The sequence below is a fragment of the Salinimicrobium flavum genome, assembly GCF_042684505.1.
Taxonomy (GTDB): domain Bacteria; phylum Bacteroidota; class Bacteroidia; order Flavobacteriales; family Flavobacteriaceae; genus Salinimicrobium; species Salinimicrobium flavum.
This window is the reverse complement of sequence record NZ_JBHULT010000008.1, coordinates 201,896-225,228: the sequence shown is the minus strand read 5'-3', so window position 1 is coordinate 225,228 and position 23,333 is coordinate 201,896. Positions and strand designations below refer to the sequence as shown.

Annotated in this window: 22 protein-coding genes; 14 read left to right on the top strand and 8 right to left on the bottom strand. The window is 41.9% G+C overall.

Annotated features, from left to right (window positions below; all coding sequences use genetic code 11):
- Both cdaA and folP read right to left on the bottom strand, forming a co-directional pair.
- Window positions 1-774, bottom strand: coding sequence for a diadenylate cyclase CdaA (gene cdaA / locus ACFSTG_RS09215; protein ID WP_380751486.1), 774 nt, complete (start codon window positions 772-774; stop codon window positions 1-3).
- Between the two features lie 37 nt (window positions 775-811).
- Complete coding sequence (folP, locus tag ACFSTG_RS09210) at window positions 812-1,636, bottom strand: dihydropteroate synthase (protein WP_380751483.1); 825 nt, start codon at window positions 1,634-1,636, stop codon at window positions 812-814.
- A gap of 84 nt (window positions 1,637-1,720) precedes the next feature.
- Here folP and ACFSTG_RS09205 point away from each other — a divergent pair, with 84 nt between their 5' ends.
- The 5 genes from ACFSTG_RS09205 to ACFSTG_RS09185 all read left to right on the top strand — a co-directional run bounded on the left by ACFSTG_RS09205 (window position 1,721) and on the right by ACFSTG_RS09185 (window position 5,521).
- A complete protein-coding gene (locus ACFSTG_RS09205; RefSeq protein ID WP_380751480.1) occupies window positions 1,721-2,278 on the top strand; it encodes a DUF1599 domain-containing protein in 558 nt (185 codons plus the stop codon).
- 14 nt (window positions 2,279-2,292) lie between these two features.
- Window positions 2,293-3,387: a BT_3928 family protein gene (locus ACFSTG_RS09200; RefSeq protein WP_380751477.1), complete on the top strand. Its 1,095-nt coding sequence runs from the start codon at window positions 2,293-2,295 to the stop codon at window positions 3,385-3,387.
- A 209-nt stretch (window positions 3,388-3,596) separates the two neighbouring features.
- Window positions 3,597-4,349 carry a triose-phosphate isomerase gene (gene tpiA, locus ACFSTG_RS09195; protein ID WP_380751474.1) on the top strand — a complete coding sequence of 251 codons (753 nt, stop codon included), beginning with the start codon at window positions 3,597-3,599 and terminating at the stop codon, window positions 4,347-4,349.
- Between the two features lie 12 nt (window positions 4,350-4,361).
- A complete protein-coding gene (gene prmA / locus ACFSTG_RS09190; protein WP_380751471.1) occupies window positions 4,362-5,195 on the top strand; it encodes a 50S ribosomal protein L11 methyltransferase in 834 nt (277 codons plus the stop codon).
- Window positions 5,196-5,245: 50 nt separating this feature from the next.
- A complete protein-coding gene (locus ACFSTG_RS09185) occupies window positions 5,246-5,521 on the top strand; it encodes an ATP-dependent Clp protease adaptor ClpS (protein ID WP_380751468.1) in 276 nt (91 codons plus the stop codon).
- Window positions 5,522-5,690: 169 nt separating this feature from the next.
- Here ACFSTG_RS09185 and ACFSTG_RS09180 read toward each other — a convergent pair whose 3' ends face one another.
- Window positions 5,691-6,356: a DNA-binding response regulator gene (locus ACFSTG_RS09180; RefSeq protein WP_380751465.1), complete on the bottom strand. Its 666-nt coding sequence runs from the start codon at window positions 6,354-6,356 to the stop codon at window positions 5,691-5,693.
- A gap of 452 nt (window positions 6,357-6,808) precedes the next feature.
- On the opposite strand from ACFSTG_RS09180, the gene ACFSTG_RS09175 reads away from it, so the two are divergent.
- The 7 genes from ACFSTG_RS09175 (at window position 6,809) to ACFSTG_RS09145 (ending at window position 16,143) form a co-directional block, all read left to right on the top strand.
- Window positions 6,809-7,177 (top strand): hypothetical protein, encoded by a 369-nt coding sequence (locus ACFSTG_RS09175; RefSeq protein WP_380751462.1) that lies wholly within the window; start codon window positions 6,809-6,811, stop codon window positions 7,175-7,177.
- A 294-nt stretch (window positions 7,178-7,471) separates the two neighbouring features.
- Window positions 7,472-8,467: a PorP/SprF family type IX secretion system membrane protein gene (locus ACFSTG_RS09170; RefSeq protein ID WP_380751459.1), complete on the top strand. Its 996-nt coding sequence runs from the start codon at window positions 7,472-7,474 to the stop codon at window positions 8,465-8,467.
- Between the two features lie 41 nt (window positions 8,468-8,508).
- A complete protein-coding gene (locus ACFSTG_RS09165) occupies window positions 8,509-10,383 on the top strand; it encodes a T9SS type B sorting domain-containing protein (RefSeq protein ID WP_380751456.1) in 1,875 nt (624 codons plus the stop codon).
- 229 nt (window positions 10,384-10,612) lie between these two features.
- On the top strand, window positions 10,613-12,301 hold the full coding sequence (locus tag ACFSTG_RS09160; protein ID WP_380751453.1) for an FAD-dependent oxidoreductase: 1,689 nt from the start codon (window positions 10,613-10,615) through the stop codon (window positions 12,299-12,301).
- Window positions 12,302-12,480: 179 nt separating this feature from the next.
- Window positions 12,481-13,620, top strand: a complete 1,140-nt coding sequence (locus tag ACFSTG_RS09155; protein ID WP_380751450.1) for a hypothetical protein — start codon at window positions 12,481-12,483, stop codon at window positions 13,618-13,620.
- A gap of 29 nt (window positions 13,621-13,649) precedes the next feature.
- Window positions 13,650-15,275: a BCCT family transporter gene (locus tag ACFSTG_RS09150; protein WP_380751447.1), complete on the top strand. Its 1,626-nt coding sequence runs from the start codon at window positions 13,650-13,652 to the stop codon at window positions 15,273-15,275.
- A 10-nt stretch (window positions 15,276-15,285) separates the two neighbouring features.
- The gene (locus tag ACFSTG_RS09145) at window positions 15,286-16,143 is read left to right on the top strand and encodes a universal stress protein (RefSeq protein WP_380751444.1); all 858 of its coding nucleotides are present in this window, start codon (window positions 15,286-15,288) and stop codon (window positions 16,141-16,143) included.
- Here ACFSTG_RS09145 and ACFSTG_RS09140 read toward each other — a convergent pair whose 3' ends face one another.
- The 4 genes from ACFSTG_RS09140 to ACFSTG_RS09125 all read right to left on the bottom strand — a co-directional run bounded on the left by ACFSTG_RS09140 (window position 16,144) and on the right by ACFSTG_RS09125 (window position 21,102).
- Window positions 16,144-16,818 (bottom strand): site-2 protease family protein, encoded by a 675-nt coding sequence (locus ACFSTG_RS09140; protein WP_380751441.1) that lies wholly within the window; start codon window positions 16,816-16,818, stop codon window positions 16,144-16,146.
- Between the two features lie 168 nt (window positions 16,819-16,986).
- The gene (locus ACFSTG_RS09135) at window positions 16,987-18,189 is read right to left on the bottom strand and encodes a serine hydrolase domain-containing protein (RefSeq protein ID WP_380751438.1); all 1,203 of its coding nucleotides are present in this window, start codon (window positions 18,187-18,189) and stop codon (window positions 16,987-16,989) included.
- Window positions 18,190-18,588: 399 nt separating this feature from the next.
- A complete protein-coding gene (locus ACFSTG_RS09130) occupies window positions 18,589-20,451 on the bottom strand; it encodes a cystathionine beta-synthase (RefSeq protein WP_380751435.1) in 1,863 nt (620 codons plus the stop codon).
- 177 nt (window positions 20,452-20,628) lie between these two features.
- Window positions 20,629-21,102 carry a YybH family protein gene (locus tag ACFSTG_RS09125; RefSeq protein WP_380751432.1) on the bottom strand — a complete coding sequence of 158 codons (474 nt, stop codon included), beginning with the start codon at window positions 21,100-21,102 and terminating at the stop codon, window positions 20,629-20,631.
- 86 nt (window positions 21,103-21,188) lie between these two features.
- Between ACFSTG_RS09125 and ACFSTG_RS09120 the strand changes: the two genes are divergently transcribed.
- On the top strand, window positions 21,189-21,485 hold the full coding sequence (locus ACFSTG_RS09120; protein WP_380751839.1) for a transposase: 297 nt from the start codon (window positions 21,189-21,191) through the stop codon (window positions 21,483-21,485).
- A 123-nt stretch (window positions 21,486-21,608) separates the two neighbouring features.
- On the opposite strand, the gene ACFSTG_RS09115 is transcribed toward ACFSTG_RS09120, so the two are convergent.
- Window positions 21,609-22,877 (bottom strand): hypothetical protein, encoded by a 1,269-nt coding sequence (locus ACFSTG_RS09115; protein WP_380751429.1) that lies wholly within the window; start codon window positions 22,875-22,877, stop codon window positions 21,609-21,611.
- A 233-nt stretch (window positions 22,878-23,110) separates the two neighbouring features.
- On the opposite strand from ACFSTG_RS09115, the gene ACFSTG_RS09110 reads away from it, so the two are divergent.
- Window positions 23,111-23,305: a DUF2200 family protein gene (locus tag ACFSTG_RS09110; protein ID WP_380751836.1), complete on the top strand. Its 195-nt coding sequence runs from the start codon at window positions 23,111-23,113 to the stop codon at window positions 23,303-23,305.
- Window positions 23,306-23,333: the final 28 nt, after the last annotated feature.

Below are 23,333 nucleotides of genomic sequence, written 5' to 3'. Positions count from 1 at the left end.
CTACACCAGGTCTGCCTTAAGTTTTTGAATAAGATCTTCTTTGCCGTCAAACATGACAAATTCCCCATCTTTTAAATAGGAGATCTGCCCGGTCTCTTCACTCACCACCAGTGCAACCGCATCAGTTTTTTCAGTTATCCCTACGGCGGCACGGTGACGCAGCCCAAATCTCAAGGGAATGGTCCTGTCGTTGGAGACGGGTAACACAACCCTTGTAGCGGTGATATAATTGTCTTCAATGATTATCGCCCCGTCATGAAGAATACTGTTCTTATAAAAAATAGATTCTATAATGGGTTGGTTGACCTGTACCTTCATTGCATCTCCTGAATTCTTAACAAAATCAAGGCTGGTACTTTTCTGGATCACAATAAGTGCTCCCGTATTGGTTTTCCCCATATTCTCACAAGCACGAACTATTGCTTCCACATCATTCGGGGTTTCCAGATCGTCTTTGATAAGCTTCAGGGTTTGGAGAAAACGTCTTCTCCTGGCAAAGTTCGTAGAACCTATCATCAACAGGAATTTCCTGATCTCCTGCTGAAAAACGACAATCAGCGCGAACATTCCAACCCCAATGAACTCTCCCAGTACATTGCTCAACATTTCCATGCGCAACAGCTGAGTGAGCTTCCACACAAAATAAATGATCACGATCCCAATAAAAATGTTGACCGCAACCGTGCCTTTTACCAGTTTGTACAGATAATAGAGCAGGGCCGCAATAAGAACAATATCAACAATATCGAGAATACGAAGGTCTAAAAATTCCAAAGTAGGTTGCTTTTTGGTAAATGTAAAAAAAACTGGGTTAGTTTTCCATGCGGCCCACTAATTTCACGCATTCCACTGCTTCCTTTACATCGTGCACCCTAAGGATCTTTGCACCTTTCAAAAGGGATATGGTATTGAGAACAGTTGTTCCGTTAAGGGCTTCATCAGGCGTGGTTTGGAATGTCTTATAAATAAGTGACTTTCTGGAAAGGGCAGATAATACCGGTAAATTCAGCTTTTGCAATAGCTCAAGGCGGGAAAGCAGTTCAAAATTCTGGGAGATGTTCTTTGAAAATCCAAAACCGGGATCTACGATGAGGTCATTGATGCCGTGATCTCTTGCTTCTGAAATTTTTTCTGAAAAGTAGAAAAGAACATCCTCCACAAGGTCATCATATTCATTAAGATCCTTCATGTTCTGCGGCGTGCCGCGCATGTGCATGAGAATATATGGCACCTGGAGATTCGCCACGGTCTTCATCATTGCTTTATCCAGGTTGCCGGCTGAAATATCGTTTATCATGGCTGCTCCTGCTTCAATACTTCTTTTTGCAACAATGCTTCGGAAGGTGTCGACAGACAAAAGGATGTCAGGAAAATTCCCTACCAATGATTCCACAACCGGAAGTATCCTGTCAATTTCTTCCTCTTCTGAAATATCAATTGCTCCCGGCCGGCTGCTATAGGCACCCACATCAATGAAAGTAGCTCCTTCTTTCAGCATTTTTTCAGCGTGCAGCAGGAAATCCATTTTTGTTTTCCGGCGGCCACCATCATAAAAAGAGTCTGGGGTGACGTTGAGAATTCCCATCACTTTGGGGGTGGAAAGATCAATTAATCTGCCTTTACAATTGATGTACATTTAATGGTTATGATTTTTGAATGGAAAAATTAACTTTGACAAATCGAAATATTTCAGCGAAATTTACGCAAATAACCTGTTTTTATGAAGGATACTTCAGCACAATATGATGCGGTGGTAGAGGAATGCCGCACTTTGTTTATGAATAAAATGAAAGATTACGGTTGTGCATGGCGTATTCTTAGATTGCCCTCCCTTACAGATCAGATCTTTATCAAGGCCCAGAGAATTCGAAGCCTTCAGGAAAACCAAATGCGAAAAGTTGATGAGGGGGAGGTGCCTGAGTTCATTGGCATTATCAATTATTCGGTGATGGCCTTAATTCAGCTGGAAAAAGGAGTGGCTGCCCAACCCGATCTTACTTCCGAAGAAGTGGCAGAACTTTATGATAAGGTTATCGGGGATACCAAAAGCCTTATGGAAGATAAGAACCACGACTATGGCGAGGCCTGGCGGGATATGAGGGTTAGCTCCCTTACAGATCTGATCCTTCAGAAGCTATTGAGAATTAAACAAATAGAAGATAATAAAGGCAAGACCCTGGTAAGTGAAGGAATAAGTGCGAATTATGAAGATATGATCAATTACGCCATTTTTGCCCTGATACATATTAATGAGAATAGCGAATTAAGCAGATCATAACTAAAAAGAACAGCATGAAAATACTTGTAGGTTTTGCCAGATGGGTCGTTGGAATACTTTTTATTTTTTCAGGATTTGTAAAACTTAATGATCCCATTGGATTTTCCTTTAAACTGGAAGAATATTTTAGTCCTTCTGTTCTTGATTTGGAATTTCTTGCCCCTTTCGCGCTGGTCATTGCTATCCTGCTGGTGGTGTTTGAACTGGTAGTGGGGATCATGCTTCTTATTGGTTATCTCCCCAAATTCACTACCTGGGCACTGCTGTTAATGATCGTGTTCTTTACCTTTTTGACCTTTTACTCCGCTTATTATAATAAAGTAACAGATTGCGGTTGTTTTGGGGATGCCATTCCTCTCACTCCCTGGCAGTCTTTCTATAAAGATGTTATACTATTTGTACTTATCCTGATCCTTTTCTTTAATCGGAAATATATTAACCCATATTTTGCCAAAGCCTCGCATCGCTGGATCGTTTTTCTGTCATTTATGCTAAGCTTTCTTTTTGCCTATTACGTATTGATGCACCTGCCTCTTATTGACTTCAGGGCTTATAAAGTGGGAACGAACATAGAGGAGGCAATGAATGTGCCTGAAGGGGCTCCGGAATCGGTCTATGATTATAACTGGAAGTTTAAGGTGAATGGAGAAGAGAAGATATATACCACCTCGGGTTCTTATCCTGCCGTTGATGGAGAATTCATAGGAGTGGAGACAGAACTGGTAACTAAAGGTTATGAGCCTCCCATTCATGACTTCTCAATTGAAAAAGACGGGAAGGATTACACTTCAGAGATCTTGCAGGAAGATAAGCTGCTCATGATCATTGCCTACAGTCTTGGAAGAAGCGAGACAGAGGGAATGGAAAAGATGAAACAGGTGGTCGAAAAAGCCCGTAGTCAGGGTTACCGTGTGATCGGACTTTCGGCTTCGGGAGAAGAGCTCAAAGAGCAGGCCAACCAGGAATATGGACTTGATCTTGATTTTTATTTTAGCGATGAAACCGCTTTAAAGACGGTCATAAGAAGTAATCCCGGGATCGTTAAATTGAGAAAAGGAACTATTGTTCAAAAACTGCACTGGAACGATTCCGAAAAGCTGGAACTTTAAAAGGATATTTTGCGGTAATCTCTTTAATAGAGCAGGTGAATCTTCCTTTCTTTCCTGCCTTATCTTTATATTTGCATTCGCGGGATAAAATCCCCGGGAAGCTGTGTGCTCCATTATTCCTAACAGATCAAAATAACTTTCTTTTTTAGGAAACTTTTAGCTAAGCCTCCAAAAAATGAATTTTATATTATCCTTTTAAAAACCTGATTATGAGAGATAAAATAGTAGCCGGAAACTGGAAAATGAACAATGACCTTGCCCAGGCAGAAGATCTGTTGAGCAAGATTAAGAATAACTGGTCTGGTGGTGGGGGAGTGAGGGTGATTGTCGCTCCGTCGTTCACCAATCTTTACCATGCTTTTGAATCCTTGCGTGAGACATCTGTTGAGGTGGCAGCGCAGAATATGAACGAAAATGAGAGTGGGGCTTTCACCGGGGAGGTTTCTGCTCAAATGCTCACCAGCGTGGGTGTGAAAACCGTTATTCTTGGTCATAGCGAGCGTAGGGCGATCTATAAGGAAACAGATGAGCTTCTTGCGAAAAAAGTTGATGCGGCTTTAAAAAATAACATGGAAGTGATCTTTTGTTGTGGCGAAGAACTCAATGACAGGAAAAGTAAAAATCACTTTAATGTGGTTAAAACTCAACTTGAAAAAGGTCTTTTCCACATCCCGACAAACGCATGGGACAAGATTGTGATTGCCTATGAACCGGTATGGGCAATTGGGACAGGGGAAACTGCTTCTCCTGAGCAGGCGCAGGAAATGCACGCCTTTATAAGAAAGACCGTTTCAGAAAAATCTGGAGAGGAGATAGCTAACCAGGTTGCCATTTTATACGGTGGCAGTGTGAAACCGGGAAATGCAGAGGAAATTTTTGCCAAAGAAGATGTAGATGGCGGACTAATTGGAGGCGCCAGTTTAAAAGCCGAAGATTTTCTTAGTATTGTGCAGGCTATTTAATATTGGAAGAACATGAATTACCTGGAGTTTAAATTTTTAATTGAACCGGTGCAACCCGCGTCTGAGATCCTTATCGCAGAACTGGGACTTGCCGGTTTTGAAAGTTTTGTGGAGAATGAGGATGGGATCACTGCTTATATTCCAAAAGAAGAATTTGAGGCAGAGTCTTTGGCGGGAATACACATACTCCAGTCAAATGAATTCGAAATTTCATTCACCCAAACCGAGATAGAGCAGGTGAACTGGAACACAGAGTGGGAGAAGAATTTTCACCCCATTATTGTAAACACGGAATGTGGGGTTCGGGCCCCTTTCCATCCCAAACCTGAAGTTAAGTATGATATTGTGATCGAACCAAAGATGTCCTTTGGTACCGGTCACCATGCCACCACTCATATGATGATCGAATTCCTGTTGAAACATGACCTTGAAGACAAAAAGGTGCTTGATATGGGATGTGGTACGGGGGTACTGGCCATTGTTGCCGAGAAAAAGGGAGCCAGTGCGGTAGATGCAATTGATATTGACAACTGGTGCTATCAAAATACCCTGGAAAATGTGGAGCGTAATGAATGTTGTAAGATCTCGGTATTTGAAGGGGGGGCAGAGTTGCTTAAGGATAAAAGTTATGATACCATAATAGCCAACATCAACCGGAACATCCTGCTGGAGGATATTTCAACCTACATCAGTTGTCTGGAAACGGGAGGGGAATTGTATCTAAGCGGATTCTATTCAAAGGACATCCCATCGATAAAAGAAGAATGTGAAAAACACCAACTGGTATATGATGATTTCCTGGAGCGGGATGAGTGGGTTGCCCTGCGTTTCCTTAAGAAAAATTAAGAGGGAATTTTTTTATATTTGAAGATGTAAGTTGTTGAAAAAGAAGGATTATGAGTACAAAGGAAAAAGTATTAGAAAAGAAGAAGGTATCAACGAAGGAGGCGAAAACACATGAGATCATTTTGTATAATGATGATTACAATACTTTTGACCATGTGATCGAAACATTGATCATTGCCTGTGATCATACCCCTGAACAAGCTGAACAATGTTCACTTTTGGTGCATTACAAGGGAAAATGTTCAGTAAAGACCGGAACGTATAAAGACCTTGAACCACGATGCGGGAAACTCCTCGAGGAAGGCCTTTCTGCTGAAATAGTTTAAGGAGAGAGCACTTCCGGCAGGATGTTTTTATGGATATTTTCTCCGGAAAATTTCCTCCGGGAGGAATATGGATAGGCGATGAGGTAACTGAAACTTTCTGAAATAAAGATGTCGGTCTAGCGCCACAGATTGTCCCTACCCAACCTGTTTTGCAAAGAACCGACACCTATTATATAAGTTTCAGGTCTTTTACGATCCCAATCAAATGTGGGGTCGTATTAGCACCAAATTCTTCCCGCAGCTCCTTAAGCCTTTTTTCTATCGAGCTTTTACTGCTGGGGGAAATATTATTCTTTATTAGATGATCTCTTATATCTTCCTGGGTCAGACCGCGGGAAATAGAGGTAAGCAGGCTAATTTCAAACTCATTCAGGATAAAAAGATTATCTTTTTTTAAAGCCGCTTCAATACGAGGGGAATTAAAAGTGTTTCCTTTTTCAAGTGCCCAAATAGCATTTTTGAGGTCTTTCATCCCATTGCGGTCTTTACATACATAGGCTTCAATATTTCCCGAATCCCACAAGGTCTTTACAGTTTGAGGATGATCTTCAATAGAATTGACCAGTACCTTCAGGGAAGGATCTTCACTTTTGAGGGCGGCGATAAGTTCCTGTCCCGAAATTAAATTTTCTTCACGGTGATCGGGTTTAAAAGAAAGGTCACAGATAAGAAGCTCATACGGTTGTTTTTCCTGCAATGCTTTTCTTGCCATGATCCATGCCTGGTCGCAATATTGAGCATGTCCCACCTCCTGTACGCCCAGTTCTTTTAAAACGGTAGCGACAGCGTGGTTAATGCTATCCAGGTCTTCGGCAACTAAAACTTTCTTAAACATGATGATCACCTATGGGAAATATGTTTTCCCTTTACTCTTTCATCAAAGATAATTCTTCTATCCCGGTAAAAATTACGGTTTTCCGTAATTGGGCATAAATTCCTGTAAAAATTGTGGTTTTGAAAAGGGAATTTAATGGTGCGTTATCCGGAAGGGCTATTGGATGATTCCTTTTCGAAAGGTTATTACAATTACCAGGTAACTCTGATATTTCAGGAATATTTTCCGAAAAATAAAGGATGGTAATTTTTATGGATTCAGGTGAGTGAAATTTTCAGTTATGATCTTTTGTATTTCGTCCCTTATGTAATGGGGGAAAGCCTAATCATCGTAAGAAATATGTTTAACTGGTGCAGGGAATAATTCATAACAATTATTTATGAGAAACATAAAATATATAAATATAAATATATGATTGACCTGCCGTAATTTTATCTCAAAATCAGTAGGTTGTGATAAAGGAGCCATTAAGGAGAGAAAGATTTAGCAGCAACTCAGATTATTTGCTAAAGCTTATTGAAGAAGAGGATGCCACTTTGATTCTTTCCGGGGAAAATGCAGAAGATTTTAATAAGTTGATGAAATATGAATTGATCACCATTGAAGACCATAAGCTTCATCTTACCCGAAGAGGAGAGAAAGCAAAGGAAATAGGTGTGTCTGCAATGCTGCAGGAACTGGAAACTATCGATAAACTTGAGGCTAAACCTGTGATTGCCGACTTCCATGATGCAGAAGAAAAAGAAAACAGGACCCTTTTGATATATATTTTCCTGGCTTTCTTCCTGATAGCTATTTTAATCCTGGCCATTTACCTTTAAAAAATCGAAAACCTCTATAAAAAAAGGTTGCTTAAAAGGCAGCCTCTGGCTAATCATAAATTTCAGAAGTTTATTCTTACGGTATCAGAACAAATTGTTCGTAATCGTCCATATCACAATAATTCGATAGTAGCCTTCTACTGGGTTTTTTACTTTTCAATGAACCTGAATTAACCTTTTTATATCCTTCAGGCCACTCTGTATTTGAGTTTATAATTGTTAAAAGAATCTAAAAATTTTTTAAATTTGTGGGTGTTCTTTCTGTTCCGGAAAGTGACACTGAAAAGTGATTTTATGAGGTTCTTGATGACCGTCATGCTCGTCCTGAGCCTGTTGTACTCTCCCGGACTACGGGCCCAGGAAGTGTCACCTACTTATTCAGATTATCTTACAGACAACCTTTACCTGTTACACCCTTCAATGGCGGGTGCCTCCAATAGGAATAAAATCAGATTGACCGCCCGTAGACAATGGTTAGATATGAAAAATGCACCCGGTTTCGAAACACTGAGCCTACATGCACGGGTAAAAGAAAATATCGGTTTGGGAGGGATCATTTTCAATGATCATAATGGTAACTATTCCAGACGAGGGACCTTTGGTACTTTTGCCTATCACCTAAGATTCTCAATAGATGATCTTGATCTCAACCAGCTTTCATTCGGGCTAAGCGGCGGACTTATTCAGCACAGTCTTGACCAGAGCGGGTTTACAGGGCCAGATCCTCTAATAGGCGAGGGCAGGGCTGCAGATATCTATGGTAATATTGATGTTGGAGCATCTTACTATTACATGAATTTTTTTGCCCATTTTTCGGCAAAGAATATTTTGTCTGTCAAGAGAGATCTTTTCTTTTCTGATGCCGTTCCGGCAAATCAGCGAAAATTCATTTTCTCTGGTGGTTATGTGATCGAAACTTTCCGAAGATACTGGAGTTATGAACCTTCTTTATTGTTTCAGTGGAAAGAGGCAGCAAATGAAAAACTTGTGGATCTCAACCTCAAAGTATACAGATCCCTGGAATCGGGCAGTTTGTATGGCGGAATCTCGTACAGAAGGACGCTGGACGCCACTACAGATACCGCATATGAAAACCTGAATTACCTTACTCCTTTCCTGGGCCTTGAGTACAATAACCTGCTGTTTGCCTATACGTACAGTCAGCAAATCAATGAAACAGTGATCAGTAACGGCGGATTCCATCAAATCACCCTGGGGTATAACTTTGGGAAGAACCGGGGCAGGTATGATTGTTATTGCCCGGGCGTGAATCAAACCAGAAGACGCTGAAAAATATGAAATTAGATGCCTTAGCTGAAATAATGTAAAAAATGAGAACCCTACTTATTTTATGGATCCTTTTGTTGAGTACAGCGGTGCGCGCTCAACTGGGATTTTGTGAAGGGAGTAAGGGGGATCCCATTTTTGAGGAGACCTTTGGCTCCGGCTATGGCACGGGCTCCCCTTTGCCTGCCGGGGTGACCAGCTATGGCTTTGTGACCGAAGATCCTTATGACGGGCAATACACCATCTCTGACAATATAGGAGGGGGGATAGATACCTGGCATTCATGGCTACCCAACACCACAGTTTCGGGCGGCCGGGCCTTAATTGTCAATGCTTCGTATACATCAGGACAGTTTTACAGCAAAGAGATCTCAGGGCTGTGTCAAAATACCTCCTACGAATTTTCAGCATTTATCCTTAATGTATATGATCGGGACAGTGGTTATTGCCCAAATGGCGGGATCCCTGTAAATGTAAGATTCGAGATATGGGATGTAACAGATTCTGTTTTGCTGAAGGAAGGGAGTACAGGTGATATCCCTTCAACGGGAACGCCTGAATGGGAACAGTATGGCCTGACTTTCCGGTCACAGGCAGGGCAGGATTCCATCATCCTGAAAATGTTCAATAACGGGGATGGCGGCTGCGGAAATGATCTTGCCATTGATGACATCACCTTCAGGTCCTGCGGAGACCTCACCACGGTGACCGGTGAAGGAACAGCGGCCAGCGGGGTGACGGTATGTGAAGAGGAAAGCCCGGTAAGTGTAAAATTAACGGCCACCCCCGATCTTTCAGTGTACAACTCACATTATTTTCAATGGCAGCAAAGCAGCGACAATGAGAACTGGCAAGACCTGCCGGGAGAAACTAATGACACCTACCAAACCCCGGCGCTCACCTCTTCGGCTTTTTTCAGGGTGAAGGTAGCCGAAGACGCCGCGAATCTTTCGGGGAATCTTTGTAATTCGGCTTCAGAGGCCTACCATGTGAAGATCATTAAAACTCCCGAAGCACCGTTCAATCCCGGAGACAAGGAGGTATGCGGAACAGAAAGCTTTCCGGCACTTGGCGTTGAGGTAGAAGATGACGAAACCGTCAACTGGTATGATGCGGCTGCCGGGGGTACGCTTTTAGCCGAAAATTCACTCACCTATACACCTTCTTCTGAAGGAACTTTTTACGCTGAAGCTGTAAAGATTAATTCAGGTTGTAATCCCGGTCCAAGGACTGCGGTGAGTCTTCATGTTTTCCCGTTACCAGAAATATCAGATGAGGTAGTGATACTTTGTGAAGCTTCATTGGTTGAACTTGATGCCGGCTTAACAGCTCATGATTATTCCTGGTCTACCGGTGAGACCACCAGACAAATAACCGTAGGAAGTCCCGGTATTTATGAAGTGTTGATCACCAACAGTTTTGGCTGCAGTGTAGTTAAAATAATAGAAGTTGCGGCTGCGGAAGTTCCCGAGATAACCACGATCGTTTCCGAAGAAAAAAAGGTAACCGTCCTGCTGGCACAGGAAGGGCATTTTGAATATTCCCTTGACGGAAGCAATTTTCAAACCTCTAATGTTTTTCCTTCCGTAGAAGGGGGGATTTATACCGCCATGGTTCGCGACACAGGCGGCTGCCAAACCGTGGTCCGGGAATTTGCACATATTGTCATTCCACGTTATTTCACTCCTAACAGTGACGGCTATAATGACAATTTTGAGGTAAAGGGGCTTTCTTTCTTTGGCGCTTCGCACATCAACATCTTTGATCGTTATGGCCGGCTTTTAAGATCGGGAGCCGGGGAAGATTTCAGGTGGGACGGCACCTTTGCCGGTAAAGACCTCCCCGCAGATGATTACTGGTTCGAGATCTCAATAGATGGTTTCGAGAGCAAAAGAGGCCATTTTAGTTTGCTGAGGTAAAATATGGATCAACTCCGCCTTCCGTAGAAAAAGGCCTTGTAATAATGTTATTCATGTTGGGAGTTTCAAAAAGGAGATTCAGGACCATCGTTGTAAATTCTTCCCAAAAGACACTCCTCAACTCCTGACCTCAGTCATAATTTTTCTTCTATAATCCCCTCAACTTTGTGATCTGAAAAATAAGTTTTAGAAATTGTTATTACAGATTTTCAGTTAAATGAAGTTATCCATGGAAAAACAAAAAATTGTGATCGTTGGCGGAGTTGCGGGTGGCGCAACTGCTGCCGCTAGATTAAGACGCCTGAATGAAAATAGTCATATAGTCCTGCTGGAAAGGGGAGAACACATCTCCTTTGCCAATTGTGGGCTGCCATATTACATAGGAGGTTCCATAGAAAAACGGGAAAAACTGCTGGTGCAAACGGTAGAAGGAATGTCGAGAAGGTTCCGGCTCGATATTCGAAATTTGAGCGAAGTATTATCCATAAGTCGTGAGGCTAAGACCGTTACGATCAGAGATCTTAGAGCAGGAACAGAGTACGAAGAAGCATATGATGTGCTTCTGCTTTCCCCCGGTGCAAAACCCTTTCTTCCTCCCATTGAGGGAATAACTGAAGCCAGGAACCTTTTCAGTCTCAGAAATATACCCGATACCGATAAACTTAAAGCCTATGTAGACGAGATCAAACCGGAAAGTGCGGTTATCGTGGGCGGCGGGTTCATTGGGCTGGAAATGGCAGAAAACCTGCATGAGCTGGGAATCAAGATACGACTGGTAGAAGTTTCAGAACAGGTGATGGACGCCCTTGATTTTGAAATGGCAGCCATTTTGCAGGAGCATTTACGCGGAAAAGGCGTGGAACTTTACTTGAAAAATGGGCTGGACCGCATTGAAGCTGAAGGTAAAAAGCTGATTCTTCAGAACGGGGAGGAATTGTATACAGATATGATCATTATGGCCGCAGGAGTGCAGCCCGAAAGTAAACTGGCTGCAGATGCCGGCCTTGAGCTGGGGAATCGAAAGAGCATTAGGGTCAATGAATTTCTTCAGACTTCAGATCCTTATATTTATGCAGTGGGTGACGCTATTGAGGTGAAAGATTACATAAGCGGACAAAATTGTTTCGTGCCGCTGGCCTGGCCTGCCAACAGACAGGGCCGTATTGTGGCCGATACGATCTCCGGCAAACCCACCCCTTACAAAGGAACCCTGGGCACTGCCATCGCAAAGGTCTTTGATCTTACGGTAGCGACTACCGGCAACAACGAAAAGTCATTGCAAGGACAAGGAGAAGAATACGAAGTGGTACATATTCATCCCAATTCTCATGCGGGTTATTATCCGGGCGCAGCCCCTCTGGCTTTAAAACTACTTTTTTCTCCCCATAATGGTGGGTTACTGGGAGCACAGGCAGTAGGAGTAAAAGGAGCAGATAAACGTATTGATGTACTGGCAACTGCTATTAAGGGAGGTCTATCCATCTACGATCTTCCTGAGCTGGAATTAGCTTACGCACCGCCGTTCTCTTCTGCAAAAGATCCTGTGAACATGTTGGGATATGTTGCCCTGAATATGCAGGAGGGCAGCCTGGAAACCTTCCAATGGCATGAAGTGGAAAACTTACAGGAGTCCGGTGCTTTTTTACTCGATGTAAGGGAGAAAACAGAGTGGGAGGCAGGGCACATTGAGGGTGCGGTGCATGTTCCCCTGGATGAACTTCGGGAACGACTTGAGGAATTACCATCTTCAGAGACGATCTATCTGTACTGTCATGCAGGATTACGAGGATATTTAGCTACCCGAATCCTTCAGGAAAATGGGTTTACAGTAAAAAACCTGGACGGAGGTAATAAGACCTATAAAGTTGCTGTAACTGAACGGAATTTATTGGAAAGACAGGTGTCGGTACTGGAGTAACCAGGATCTGAGATCTTCCATAAAAAGTTCCTACAGAAGTGGGGACTTTTTATTTTTTAGATGCCTGGTCCCGGGATGTTCAATTTTCCCGGGAGGCAATGTCTTAACAATATTTTATAACCAGAGAGAACTTCTTTCCTTAGGATTCGCTTTAATTTAGAGATCACCATTGTTCATCCATGAAAGATCTCCTTCCAAACATATGTGTTTTACTGGTTCTTTGCAGCAGTTGTCTTGTTTTCCCTTTACGAGCGCAGGAATCTCCTGAAGTTGACTTGGGTGGGGCGTTGCGGTTCAATTATAATCTTTCTTCCTGGAAACCCGAGCAAAAGAAGAGGGGTGGAGATTTTGGCTATGACATGTTCAGGATAAATGCGGTTGCAGCTTATCAGGGCATCTATGTCAATGCTGAATTCCGTCATTATTCCGAAGCTTTTGGGGGAGGAATGCTAAAGCAAGGATGGTTCGGCTATAAGTTTGACAAGATCCGGGAGCTGCAGGTAGGTCTTTCCCAGGTGCCCCTCGGGATTCAGCAGTACAATTCCCATAACTGGTTCTTTAATCTTGGCTATTACATGGGACTGGAAGATGATCATGACATGGGAATAAAATACATGCATCTTGGGGAAAACTGGGAATATCAGATTGCCTATTTTAAAAATGCCGAGGAACTAAGGTTTGGTGATGCTTCAGCAGTTTCTCACAGCAGGTATTCCTATGACGTGGCGGGGAATAATAAAGAGGTGCACCAGGGAAATGCAAAGCTTCTGTATAAATGGGGTGACAGCCTGCATTCGCGATTGGGTATTTCAGGCCAGTATGGAGGTCTTTACAATATCAACACTAAAAAGACCGGAAATCATTACGCTCTCGCCCTGCATTACGAAGCCGATTTTAAACAATGGAATCTAAAGAGTGAAGCCATGCTTGTTTCGCATAACCCCGAAAACCAGGAAGGTGTTTCCGAAGAGGTCATCACCATGGCAGCTTATGGCGCACCTTACGAAGTAGCGGCAGATTTCAACCTGTATACCCTCGCGATCGCACGAGATGTGCCTGTAAGTTGGGGTCCTGTATCTAATCTGCAGTTCTACAATGATTTCGGGTATATGCAGAAAAATGAAAATTCTTTTGAAGATTCCTTTATGAATGTGACGGGAGTGCTGGTTACTGCAGGTAACCTGTACACTTATATTGATTATGCGGCCGGGTACAATCATTCCTGGCTGGGTGGCAATTTTGTCAATGATTTTGCCGCGGGAGATCCCGATGCCAAATGGGAAGCGAGGTTCAATATTAACTTCGGCTACTATTTTTAAAACGGAAACTAAATTTAAAGACACAGAACATGGCTAAAAAGATTGTAAGAAGTGATGAGCGAAAGTCGATTATGGGACTACAAGTTAATGGTCCGGTTTTTTTTACTTCTTCTATTATCATTATCATAAGCATTGCTCTCACTTTGATTTTCAAAGAACAGGCTGAAGGATATTTTGACGCCATTCAGAATTTTGTGGCCAATAACGGCGGCTGGTTTTTTGTACTTTGTGTCAATATCTATCTCGTTTTTGTGCTTTACCTGGCCTTCAGTAAATTTGGAAACATTCGCATAGGAGGGAAGGACGCCAAACCTGAATTCAAGACCATCTCCTGGTTTGCCATGCTGTTTAGTGCGGGAATGGGTATTGGATTGTTATTCTGGAGTATTGCCGAACCGGTAACGCATTTCCTGAATCCGCCTCTTACTGATGGAGGTACCCCAGAGGCGGCTCAGGAAGCCATGAATTTTACTTTTTTACACTGGGGTTTTCACGCCTGGGGGATTTACGCCCTGGTGGGGCTTTCCCTGGCCTATTTTACTTACTCCCACGGCTTACCGCTTACCATTCGTTCGGTTTTTTATCCTGTTCTGGGGGATAAGATCTACGGAAAAAGGGGGGATCTCATAGATATTTTTGCGGTTCTTGCGACGGTGTTTGGCCTGGCCACCTCTTTAGGGCTGGGTGTACAGCAGATAGCTGCAGGGCTGGCCCATGTATTTGGGATAGACAGTGGTATCATTACCCAGGTAAGCCTTATTGCAGGAATCACCGCTATTGCCACAATCTCTGTGGTTCTGGGGGTGGACAAAGGGGTGAAATTCCTGAGTGAATGGAACATGAGGACAGCAGTTTTGCTTTTACTGCTTGTGATGGTCCTGGGACCTACGATCTTTATTTTTCAGTCTTTCGTACAGAATACCGGAAATTATTTTTTCAGTTTTCTGGAAATATCCTCCTGGACAGAGAGTTATACCGGGAACAACTGGCAGAATGCCTGGACGGTTTTTTACTGGGGCTGGTGGATCGCCTGGTCTCCTTTCGTGGGCATGTTCATTGCTCGTATTTCGAAAGGACGTAGTATCAGGGAATTTATCCTGGGGGTGCTTATTGTGCCTTCGCTCATAACTTTCTTCTGGATCACTGCTTTTGGAAGCACATCGATTCAACAGGCCCTTTCAGGAGATCAAACAATTATAAATGCTGTTAACGATAATGTTGCCACTGCATTGTTTGTGTTCCTGGAAGATTTTCCTTTTGCGGTAGTATTGAACGTTATAGCTGTGATCCTGATCGCAGGCTTTTTTGTCACCTCTTCAGATTCGGGATCCCTGGTAGTAGATAGTCTTACCTCGGGCGGTAAAATTGATGCCCCTGTGGGGCAAAGGATCTTCTGGGCGGTGGCCGAAGGTGCTGTTGCGGCTGTACTTTTAATTGGCGGGGGACTACAGGCCCTCCAAACAGCATCTATAGTTACAGGTCTTCCGTTTGCGTTCATCCTCCTGTTTATGTGTTATTCGCTTTATATAGGCGTACGGGATGAACACCGTAAATCTGAGGAGAAAAAGGCCCAGAAGGAACTGGAGAGCTATGAAGAAGTGATCTCAGACATCATCAAAAAAAGAGCGACTAACCAAAATAAGGAAAACCGGTAATGTCATTGTTATGAAAAATATCAAAAATATACTTGTAGCCCTGGACCTTTCAGCAATAGATGAAAAACTGATTACTTATGCATCTTTTATTGCAGAAAGGCTGCAGGCAGAAAACGTTTATTTCGTGCACAACATCAAGAAATATGAGATATCTGAACTTTTTGAAGAAAATCTCAAAGATGTGAATCTTGACGAGGTGATTGGGGACGAACTCAATGAGAAGGTAAAAGCACATTTTTCGGCTTCTGCAAACTGGGAAGTACTCATCTCTGAAGATCCTTACAGCGAATCTCTGCTTAAGTACATTGTGGAAAAATACGCGATCGATCTTGCCCTTCTGGGGAATAAAAAACATGAAAAAGGAACAGGGGTGGTAAGTGGTAAATTACTACGCTTGTTGCGTTGTGATATTCTTGCGATTCCTGCAGCAGCCCGTGAAAAGATAGATGTTATCTGGGCCGGGACTGATTTTTCGCAAGATTCCCGCAAGGTCTTTGCGGTAACCAAAAAACTTCAGGAGGGGCATGACGTACTTTTAAAAGTGGTGCACGTATACAGCGTTCCTGTTCAATTTTCTCCCTATGTCACTCCGGAATCTATGGGTCCCAAGGTGGAAAAGCATGTGAAGGAAAAATTCGATAAGTTCCTGAAGAAATTGAATTATTCCGAAGCAATTGAGCCGCTGATCTTTATGGGCAGGGAATCGGGAGCTGCCCAAAAGATCCTGGCCAATCTTAGAAATTCAGAAGTTGACCTGCTGGTGGTCTCCGATAAAGGCGGAAATACTTTTTCTCCTTTCGCAGTAGGAACGGTAACCGAGGAGTTGTTCAATTCCAACCTGGATGTGCCTTTATGGGTGGTAAAGTAGCTATAATGGGATCCTGGGATAATTTTGAACCTCTTTTCCTTTGCTGTTGATGATACGGCTGGGCCTATGCTCATGTGCCACTTCCCGGGCTTTTTCCATCGCATTTTCTTCCTTATCGAAGGTTTCGATCAACTTGTTGTGGTGATCCAGAACCTGCCATTTTTCTTCTTCGGTTTTCTTTTTCACGCGATAGGTTCGCTCCCTTATCACCTCTTCTTTGTTCCTTAACAGCTCAAGGATCATTTTACCGTCGCTGTAGTTTCCGCCGGGATAGAGCATAGGCAGCAGGGCAAAGAACACGTAATACATGGAGAAATAAGTGAATTGATAGGTGAGCAAGCCGGCTTCCAGAATTTCATTCTCCACAAGCAGGATCACTGCGATAGTACTCAAGAGATTAAAAAGTGCACCTCCGGAAAATATAAGGATGTTCGCCAACTTCTCCTTACGTTCAATATTTTCAAATGTGCAGAAGCCATACCAGAAGTAATATTGGCGTATCTCGATGATCCCTATGTTCAAGACAGGTTTCCCACTCCCCACCACGACCCTGATGTTTTTCGCGCCCATAAGCCAGGCAAAGAGGACATGTCCTGCTTCATGCAAAATGGAAATGAGGGGCAGGACCAGGAAAAAAGCCAGCAGGAATTTCGGGATGTCGTTTATGCCAAACATGGATATGTTTTATCAAATCATAATTTATAAAAATTAGATTTGTGGACTCTTAAAACAAATGAAAAATAGTGCTGAGGTTTATGGGTATTTGTCATTCCTATGAACCCAGAAAGAATTACTTAATTAGAAATCTCCTTTACCCACGGCGACGTGCTTTCAAACATCCCATTAGCGTGAATAGACTTCTTTTTCATACAATTTGTAGAAGTCATAACTCTCCTTGTCGTTGGCAGGAAAGTAATTTGCAAAAAAGACTAACGCAATTTTATTCTGTGGATCTAAGGTATAATAAGTATTTACGCCACCCCAGTAAACAGAATTAACCGGTCGATCACTATTTTCATCACTTTCAATATACCACCCATACCCCCATCGGTCATTTTTCATCTGGTCAATTTGTTCTCCTGAAAATCCTATTATTCCACCATTATCAAATTGTTCAACTGCAGGTATTTTAATTTCTTTTGGTAAACTATCTTCAAACATCAGTTCGGCCGTTTCGGTTTTTAGCAACTGCCCCCCTTCATATTTTCCGAAGTTTAGCATACAGTTTAAAAACTTTAAATAATCACCTGGTGAACCATAAAGACCCATTGCTCCTTTATAATCTGTATCGGGTTTTTCAGGAATATGAGCCAAAGCATTAATAATCCCTAAAGAATCCCGTCTACCAAAGGTTACTATTTTTTGGGACAAGTCAGCCGGCACATTAAACCATGTGTCATTCATCTTCAAAGGACCTGTAATATTTTCCCGGAAATAAGTCTCAAGATCTTGTCCACTCAATTTCTCAATGACCTTTCCGGCCCAATCCAAACCGGTTCCATAAGCATAGGCTGTTCCGGGTTCGAATAATCGGGGCTTATCTTTGTAATCCCAATTTTCAGGATTGAAATTATAAAGCCTGGACGAAAAATATACATTTCCAAATCCAGAGGTATTGTTTAACAGGTGCCTTAGGGTAATAATTTGGTCAGACTTTATAAGATCTCCTTCCTTCGTCAGGATTGGAATGCTAACCATTTCAGGCATTAATTCGTTTAATGGGTCATCCAATCCAATCAGCCCTTTTTCTACAAGTTGTAATGCAGCCACAGAGGTGATAGCTTTTGTCATTGAAAACAATCTAAAAATATTATTTTCTGAAATCACCGTGGTTGAATCTTCCCAAATAGAAGGCCCGAAATGATACCACGTCATGTTTCCATCTGCATCGATTGTCCCCATAACGGCTGCAGGAATTGAACTTGATTCAAAATATGTTTTTAAAGTTGAATCGCTTACTGTCTTTGAATCGCTTAATTTCGTTTTATTTTGCTGACATCCCAGAACCAGGATTGCTGCCAAAACAAAAAATATGGTCTTTTTCATAATATATCCAATTAATGCTGATTAACATTTTTACAGTAAGAATGGCCGTCATTTAATTGATCTCTTTTTTTGACCACAAAGCTTCGAAAACTATTGAATTACTTCCTTCTAAAGGATCTTATCATTAGATATGTGGTTGTGCTTCTATAAATGTATGGTAATTAATTGGTTACATGGGTTATAAAACGAAAAATGGTTTTTAGGTATTAGGAATTTGGCCTTCCTCCACAGGATAAGATTTCCTATGAGCCGCCTAAAAATACAAAGCTCCCATCGCTGTTGCGCTGCGCATTTTTCATTTCTCTCCAATGCCTCCGGCAGAGCATTTCCGGCTCCTAATTTAGATTTTAACCTAAAATAAAATCTTATTTTGCTTATGAGGTATACCCATATTTACAATCAAATTTGCGCTACGAAGTCCTGAAAAACTTTTTTGTGATGTTCAAGATCCAGATCGGGAGATACAGATACCCGTGCGATATAATCCTTATCTGCTTCCTTAGTCGTTCCCTGGGTAGATGTAGCGGGTATCGTCCAGTAACAGCCTTTTAATTGCCCGTAGCTCACGCAGTATTTGCTCTCATTTGGGATCTCATTGATCATCATATTGATCAATTTTTGATTCAGGGCTCGTTTATAAGCTTCTCTTTCTTCATGAGTATTCCCTTTCGTTGGAAGATCTAACGAAAAGACCGAGGGAGTGAAACCTTCTGCTGCCAATTCTTCTGAAACAAAATTGATCTTCGCCTCCGGTAGGGTTTCCCTGATAAAATCTACAAATTCACGGGTATTCCTGTAAGCATCTTTTATCCTCTGATTCATTGAAGGTAGCTGCTCTGCCAAAATCTCCACCTGGAGTCCTGTAGCCTCATTATCGCAAAGCACCAGATGTTTTTCGATTTTATCCAATGAGGCTTCAGCCTTTTCATTGGCTACACAATAACCGGCAGTACATTTTCCGCCGCTCGGGAATTTGGATCCGCTAACGTATGAAATGGTGCGGATAGGGCTTAGAATTCCATCTTTAGCTAAAAACCGGACATTAGGACAAAAGGTCTGATCCAAAATAAAAACAGGATCAATAGCAATTTCCCCGGTGGCAGTTTTACGGACTTTACTTAAGACCTCTCTTAATTTCTGAAGATCGGGAACTTCAACTCTTGGGTTAGTTGGAATTTCAGCGATGATATAAGGAACGGCATCTTCTTTAGCGACCCGGTCCAAAACATGATCTATACTAAGAACCATGTCATTATTCCCATCCACCAAAAGATCTAACACCTCAACATTATCCAGGGCGGCAGCAACTCTCCTGGCCTGGTCATTCGTACCACCGTAACAATTTGGAGGAACAATAATTTTAATAGCCTTTCCCTTATGTTTTTCAAGCGCTTCATCGATGAGTCCCATCATGATCGCATATTGCATGGATAATCCTGAAGAAGCAAGTAGGGCTTTAGAGTTAGTGCCGGTAATAGATCTTATGGAAGCTTCAACCTTCGCCTTGTTTGTTTCAGGATTGGTTTTTTCCTCAACAACACCTCTTCCTGTTAGTTGCTGCAAGGCAGAATAACAGTCAGCCGGGGTCATTGCAATGGTCTCTCTTCTGCGTACATGTTGTATTTCTGAAATATAATTATCATTTTTCTCCCCATTCACCAATAAAATACTTCCGAAGTGAGGGTGAACACTAATAAGAAAGTCAATTTCCCGGGTGAGGTCCGGATCTCCGAATTTTCGGCCTGCAGACAGCCCGGCATCCTCATTTGAAATGAAAACGGTACTGCCATTAAATTCAGGAATTTCCTCTACATTCTCAATTTGTTTCAGTTCAAAATTATAACCGTAAACACGTTTTAGGGTTTCAGCATCAAAATGATCGGGTAATTCCCCGGTATAAAGTATCCGGGTATTTTTATTATTAAATAAATTCTTTCTAAGAACTGCTAAAACCGGAATTGTTCTGGATGAAAAACTGATGACATTCTCAGGTTTTAGATCATTTAATTTAGCGATCGCCCATTCGAGGACCGATGATAAGGGATGACCTAAACGAATGTAATCGTAAGCAGTGGGTAAACCGGCAAGTGCAGAAGGTTCAGAGTTGTTCTTATTAAATAAATCTTCGAACTGTTCCAAAAATTGTGTTTTGGCCAGGCCTTCATTATAAATATCCAGGCGATGAGTGGTTAGTCTTAACCAGTCTGTCGGCATATTGTCTAATACGTTCTCAACAAAATTCAGCACTTGCTTCTCGTTCATGGAAATGGTTTTTTAAGAGAGCGTGAAGGTAATTTGCTTCATCTTAATTAAAAAGAGATCCCGGGTTTTTGTGCCAATACATTAATAGTTTTCACTTATGAATACAATGCTGAGAGGCTAAACAATCAGCAAATATTTTAAGAGAGTATCCTATTGATCTAAATGGAACAGGTGAAATTATTTTTTTTCAAGACCTGCCTGCCAGGTATCCATGGATATTTTCCATGAACCGTCGTCCTGTTTTCTCCAGGCAGCAATATAAACTCCGCGATTATAGGCACTGTCTTTTGTTTCCCGATCAATAAAATATTCGGTGTAGTCTCCTATAGTAACCACCTGATTTTCACTTAAAATAATTTCAGGTTCCCCATATTTTTCCAGATAAAGGGAATGTGTTTTTAAAAGATCGTTCCATTCAGCCCTGGGTCCTTCAACACCTTTCTGCACCTCTCCTGTAGTGGGCACCCTTACAAAGTCATTTTCATAGTAATCAAAAAATTCATCTGTTCCCTGAGCATAGGAGTTATACATGTTGTTATACGCCTTTAAAACTTCATTGGCTGTATCATCCCCGGCAACTACTTCAGTCTTCTCTTCAGCGCAGCCGGTTACTATGAAAATAAAAAGAAGTAATAATGCTATATTTTTCATAAGATCAGAATAAATTTTTGGTAGTATGGTGTTGTAAATGACTTAAATGTAGGAAATTATTCGGGAGAAATTATACACCGCGGTTCATTAGTCATGTCCACATCCTCTGCATGCTTTCAAAGAAGATAGCCTTGATGAAACTTATGGAAAAATTAAAATCGCATTCCTCTAATTGGATTAAAACTAAAGGAGTGGAATATGCCAACTTCTACTGGCAGGATGGATATGGGGCATTTACGGTAAAACCTTCTGAAATCGATAGAGTCATTTCCTACATCGCTAATCAACATGAACACCATCGAAAGAAGACATTTCAGGAGGAGTATAGGGCATATTTGGAAAAATATAATGTCGACTATAATGAGAAGTATGTCTGGGAATAATATTTAGGATGAGTCTATATTCCGCCCCTTCAGGGCTTTCTCACTCTGTCCTTCTTATTCATCCCGCTTCACGGGATGTTAATGTAGTTTTCCCCATCAGGGCTCTTTCACTCCTCTGGTCCTCTAAAAGAACATGATGCCACCGCCACCGTCAAAACGTGGATTGACAACATTGTTAAAGATCGATCCAAACCTGTAACGAAGTCCGAAGCTGGTAAAAAATGAATAGTTGGAGTCAAGCTGTCTTCTCCTGGTCAAAAGATCTTCATTTGAGATGTCTCCTTTGACTATATTGAGCTGGTCTCGTTGCAGTGCATAATAACCGCTAATATTGAACGACAGACCTTTGTACAACCTAAGATCTGCATATCCGGAAAAGGTTAATTTGTTCTTCGAAAAATCATGGAAGTAATGCCCAAAAGCTGCCGAACCGCTAATTTGTCCCCACTTTTTATTCAGGCTCACAGCCAGGGAAAGATTCTGCTGAAACCGGAGTTCTTCAGTTTCGAAATAGATTGTTTCTTCTACATATTCAAAATAAGAAGGACCTGCTTTGTACATCAATCCCACATAACTGTTGTTTGATTCCGAATAGGGAAAGAAGTTGTATTCAATTGCCGGAGTAAGAGTCAGGGAAGCTTCGTAATTACTAAAATCTGATCTGATAAATTCAAGGTAACCACCTGCAGACCAATGGCTGTTCAAAGACCATACGGTGGTATTACTTGCTCTGTAATTCTCATTTGAAAATTTTATGGCGTCTTCCCCCGTACCATAGCGATTTCTGTTAACGCCATAACTTATGGAGGTGGTTGTCTTTAGGTCTTCAGAAATTCGGGAAGCTGTAAATCCAGTACTAAAGTTATTACTGAAATAATTTTTATCACCGTTGAGATAACCGTTGATTCGGGCGTTAAAGACCCAAAGGTTCCAGGGATCCTCAACCGACTCCTCAGCTTCGGTCTCACTTTCTTGTTCTTCCTGCTCAACCGTTATCTGCACTTTTTTTCCCTGCTCTGTCTTTGCAAGATATCTTACCAATCCCAGTTTAATGGCCTGTACCATTTGCTGTCTTTCTTCATCATCTGTCGCGGTTGCCTGTCTTACAAAAGTCAGCGTGTCGTTTACACCTGCAAAGATCTCCCTTCCGGTGAACTGTAACTTGTATTCCCGTCCACCACTGCCGGTTACCTGGCTATTTGACAGAATAAAGACATTAGACTGAAAACGATCATTGACATAATCTACAAAAGGAATTTCTCTTTTAATGAATTCCTTGTCACAGTAGGATTGGCAGTCCAGATATAATCGGATCTTTTTGTTATTTTGTTCCTGAGAACTAGAGATATTTATAGATAACAAGGTAATACTGAGGAGCAGGAAATATTTCATCAATGAATTTAAGGTGGTTGATTTCATTGTAGGGGAGCCAAATATAGTTAAAAAGGCTAATGCTGAAGGCTCTTTTTCGCTCCGCTTCTGCAAAAATCCAGAACCGGAGGCGCGGGCGTGCAGGATTTGATTGAATATTCAGGAGTTAAGATTGGAGAATCTCTTCCAAAAAATGTCATTTTTGAATCTCTCTTATGACAAAGCCTTTGGTACCTTAATTAGCTTGTTTCAATATTCTAAGAATTAGTACCTCAAAAACTCACGATGACTATTTAGCTAATCTCACATTTGCTTCTGTTTATCCTCACTACCTTACCAAAATTGAGAAGACAGGCATAACAAAAGCAGAGTTGCACCAGGTTATAACATGGCCAACAGGATTTGAAAAAAACCCTGCACCAATTGATTGCAGAAAATGTTACTTATGACCTTTCATCAAGGTTAATTTCCTCATAA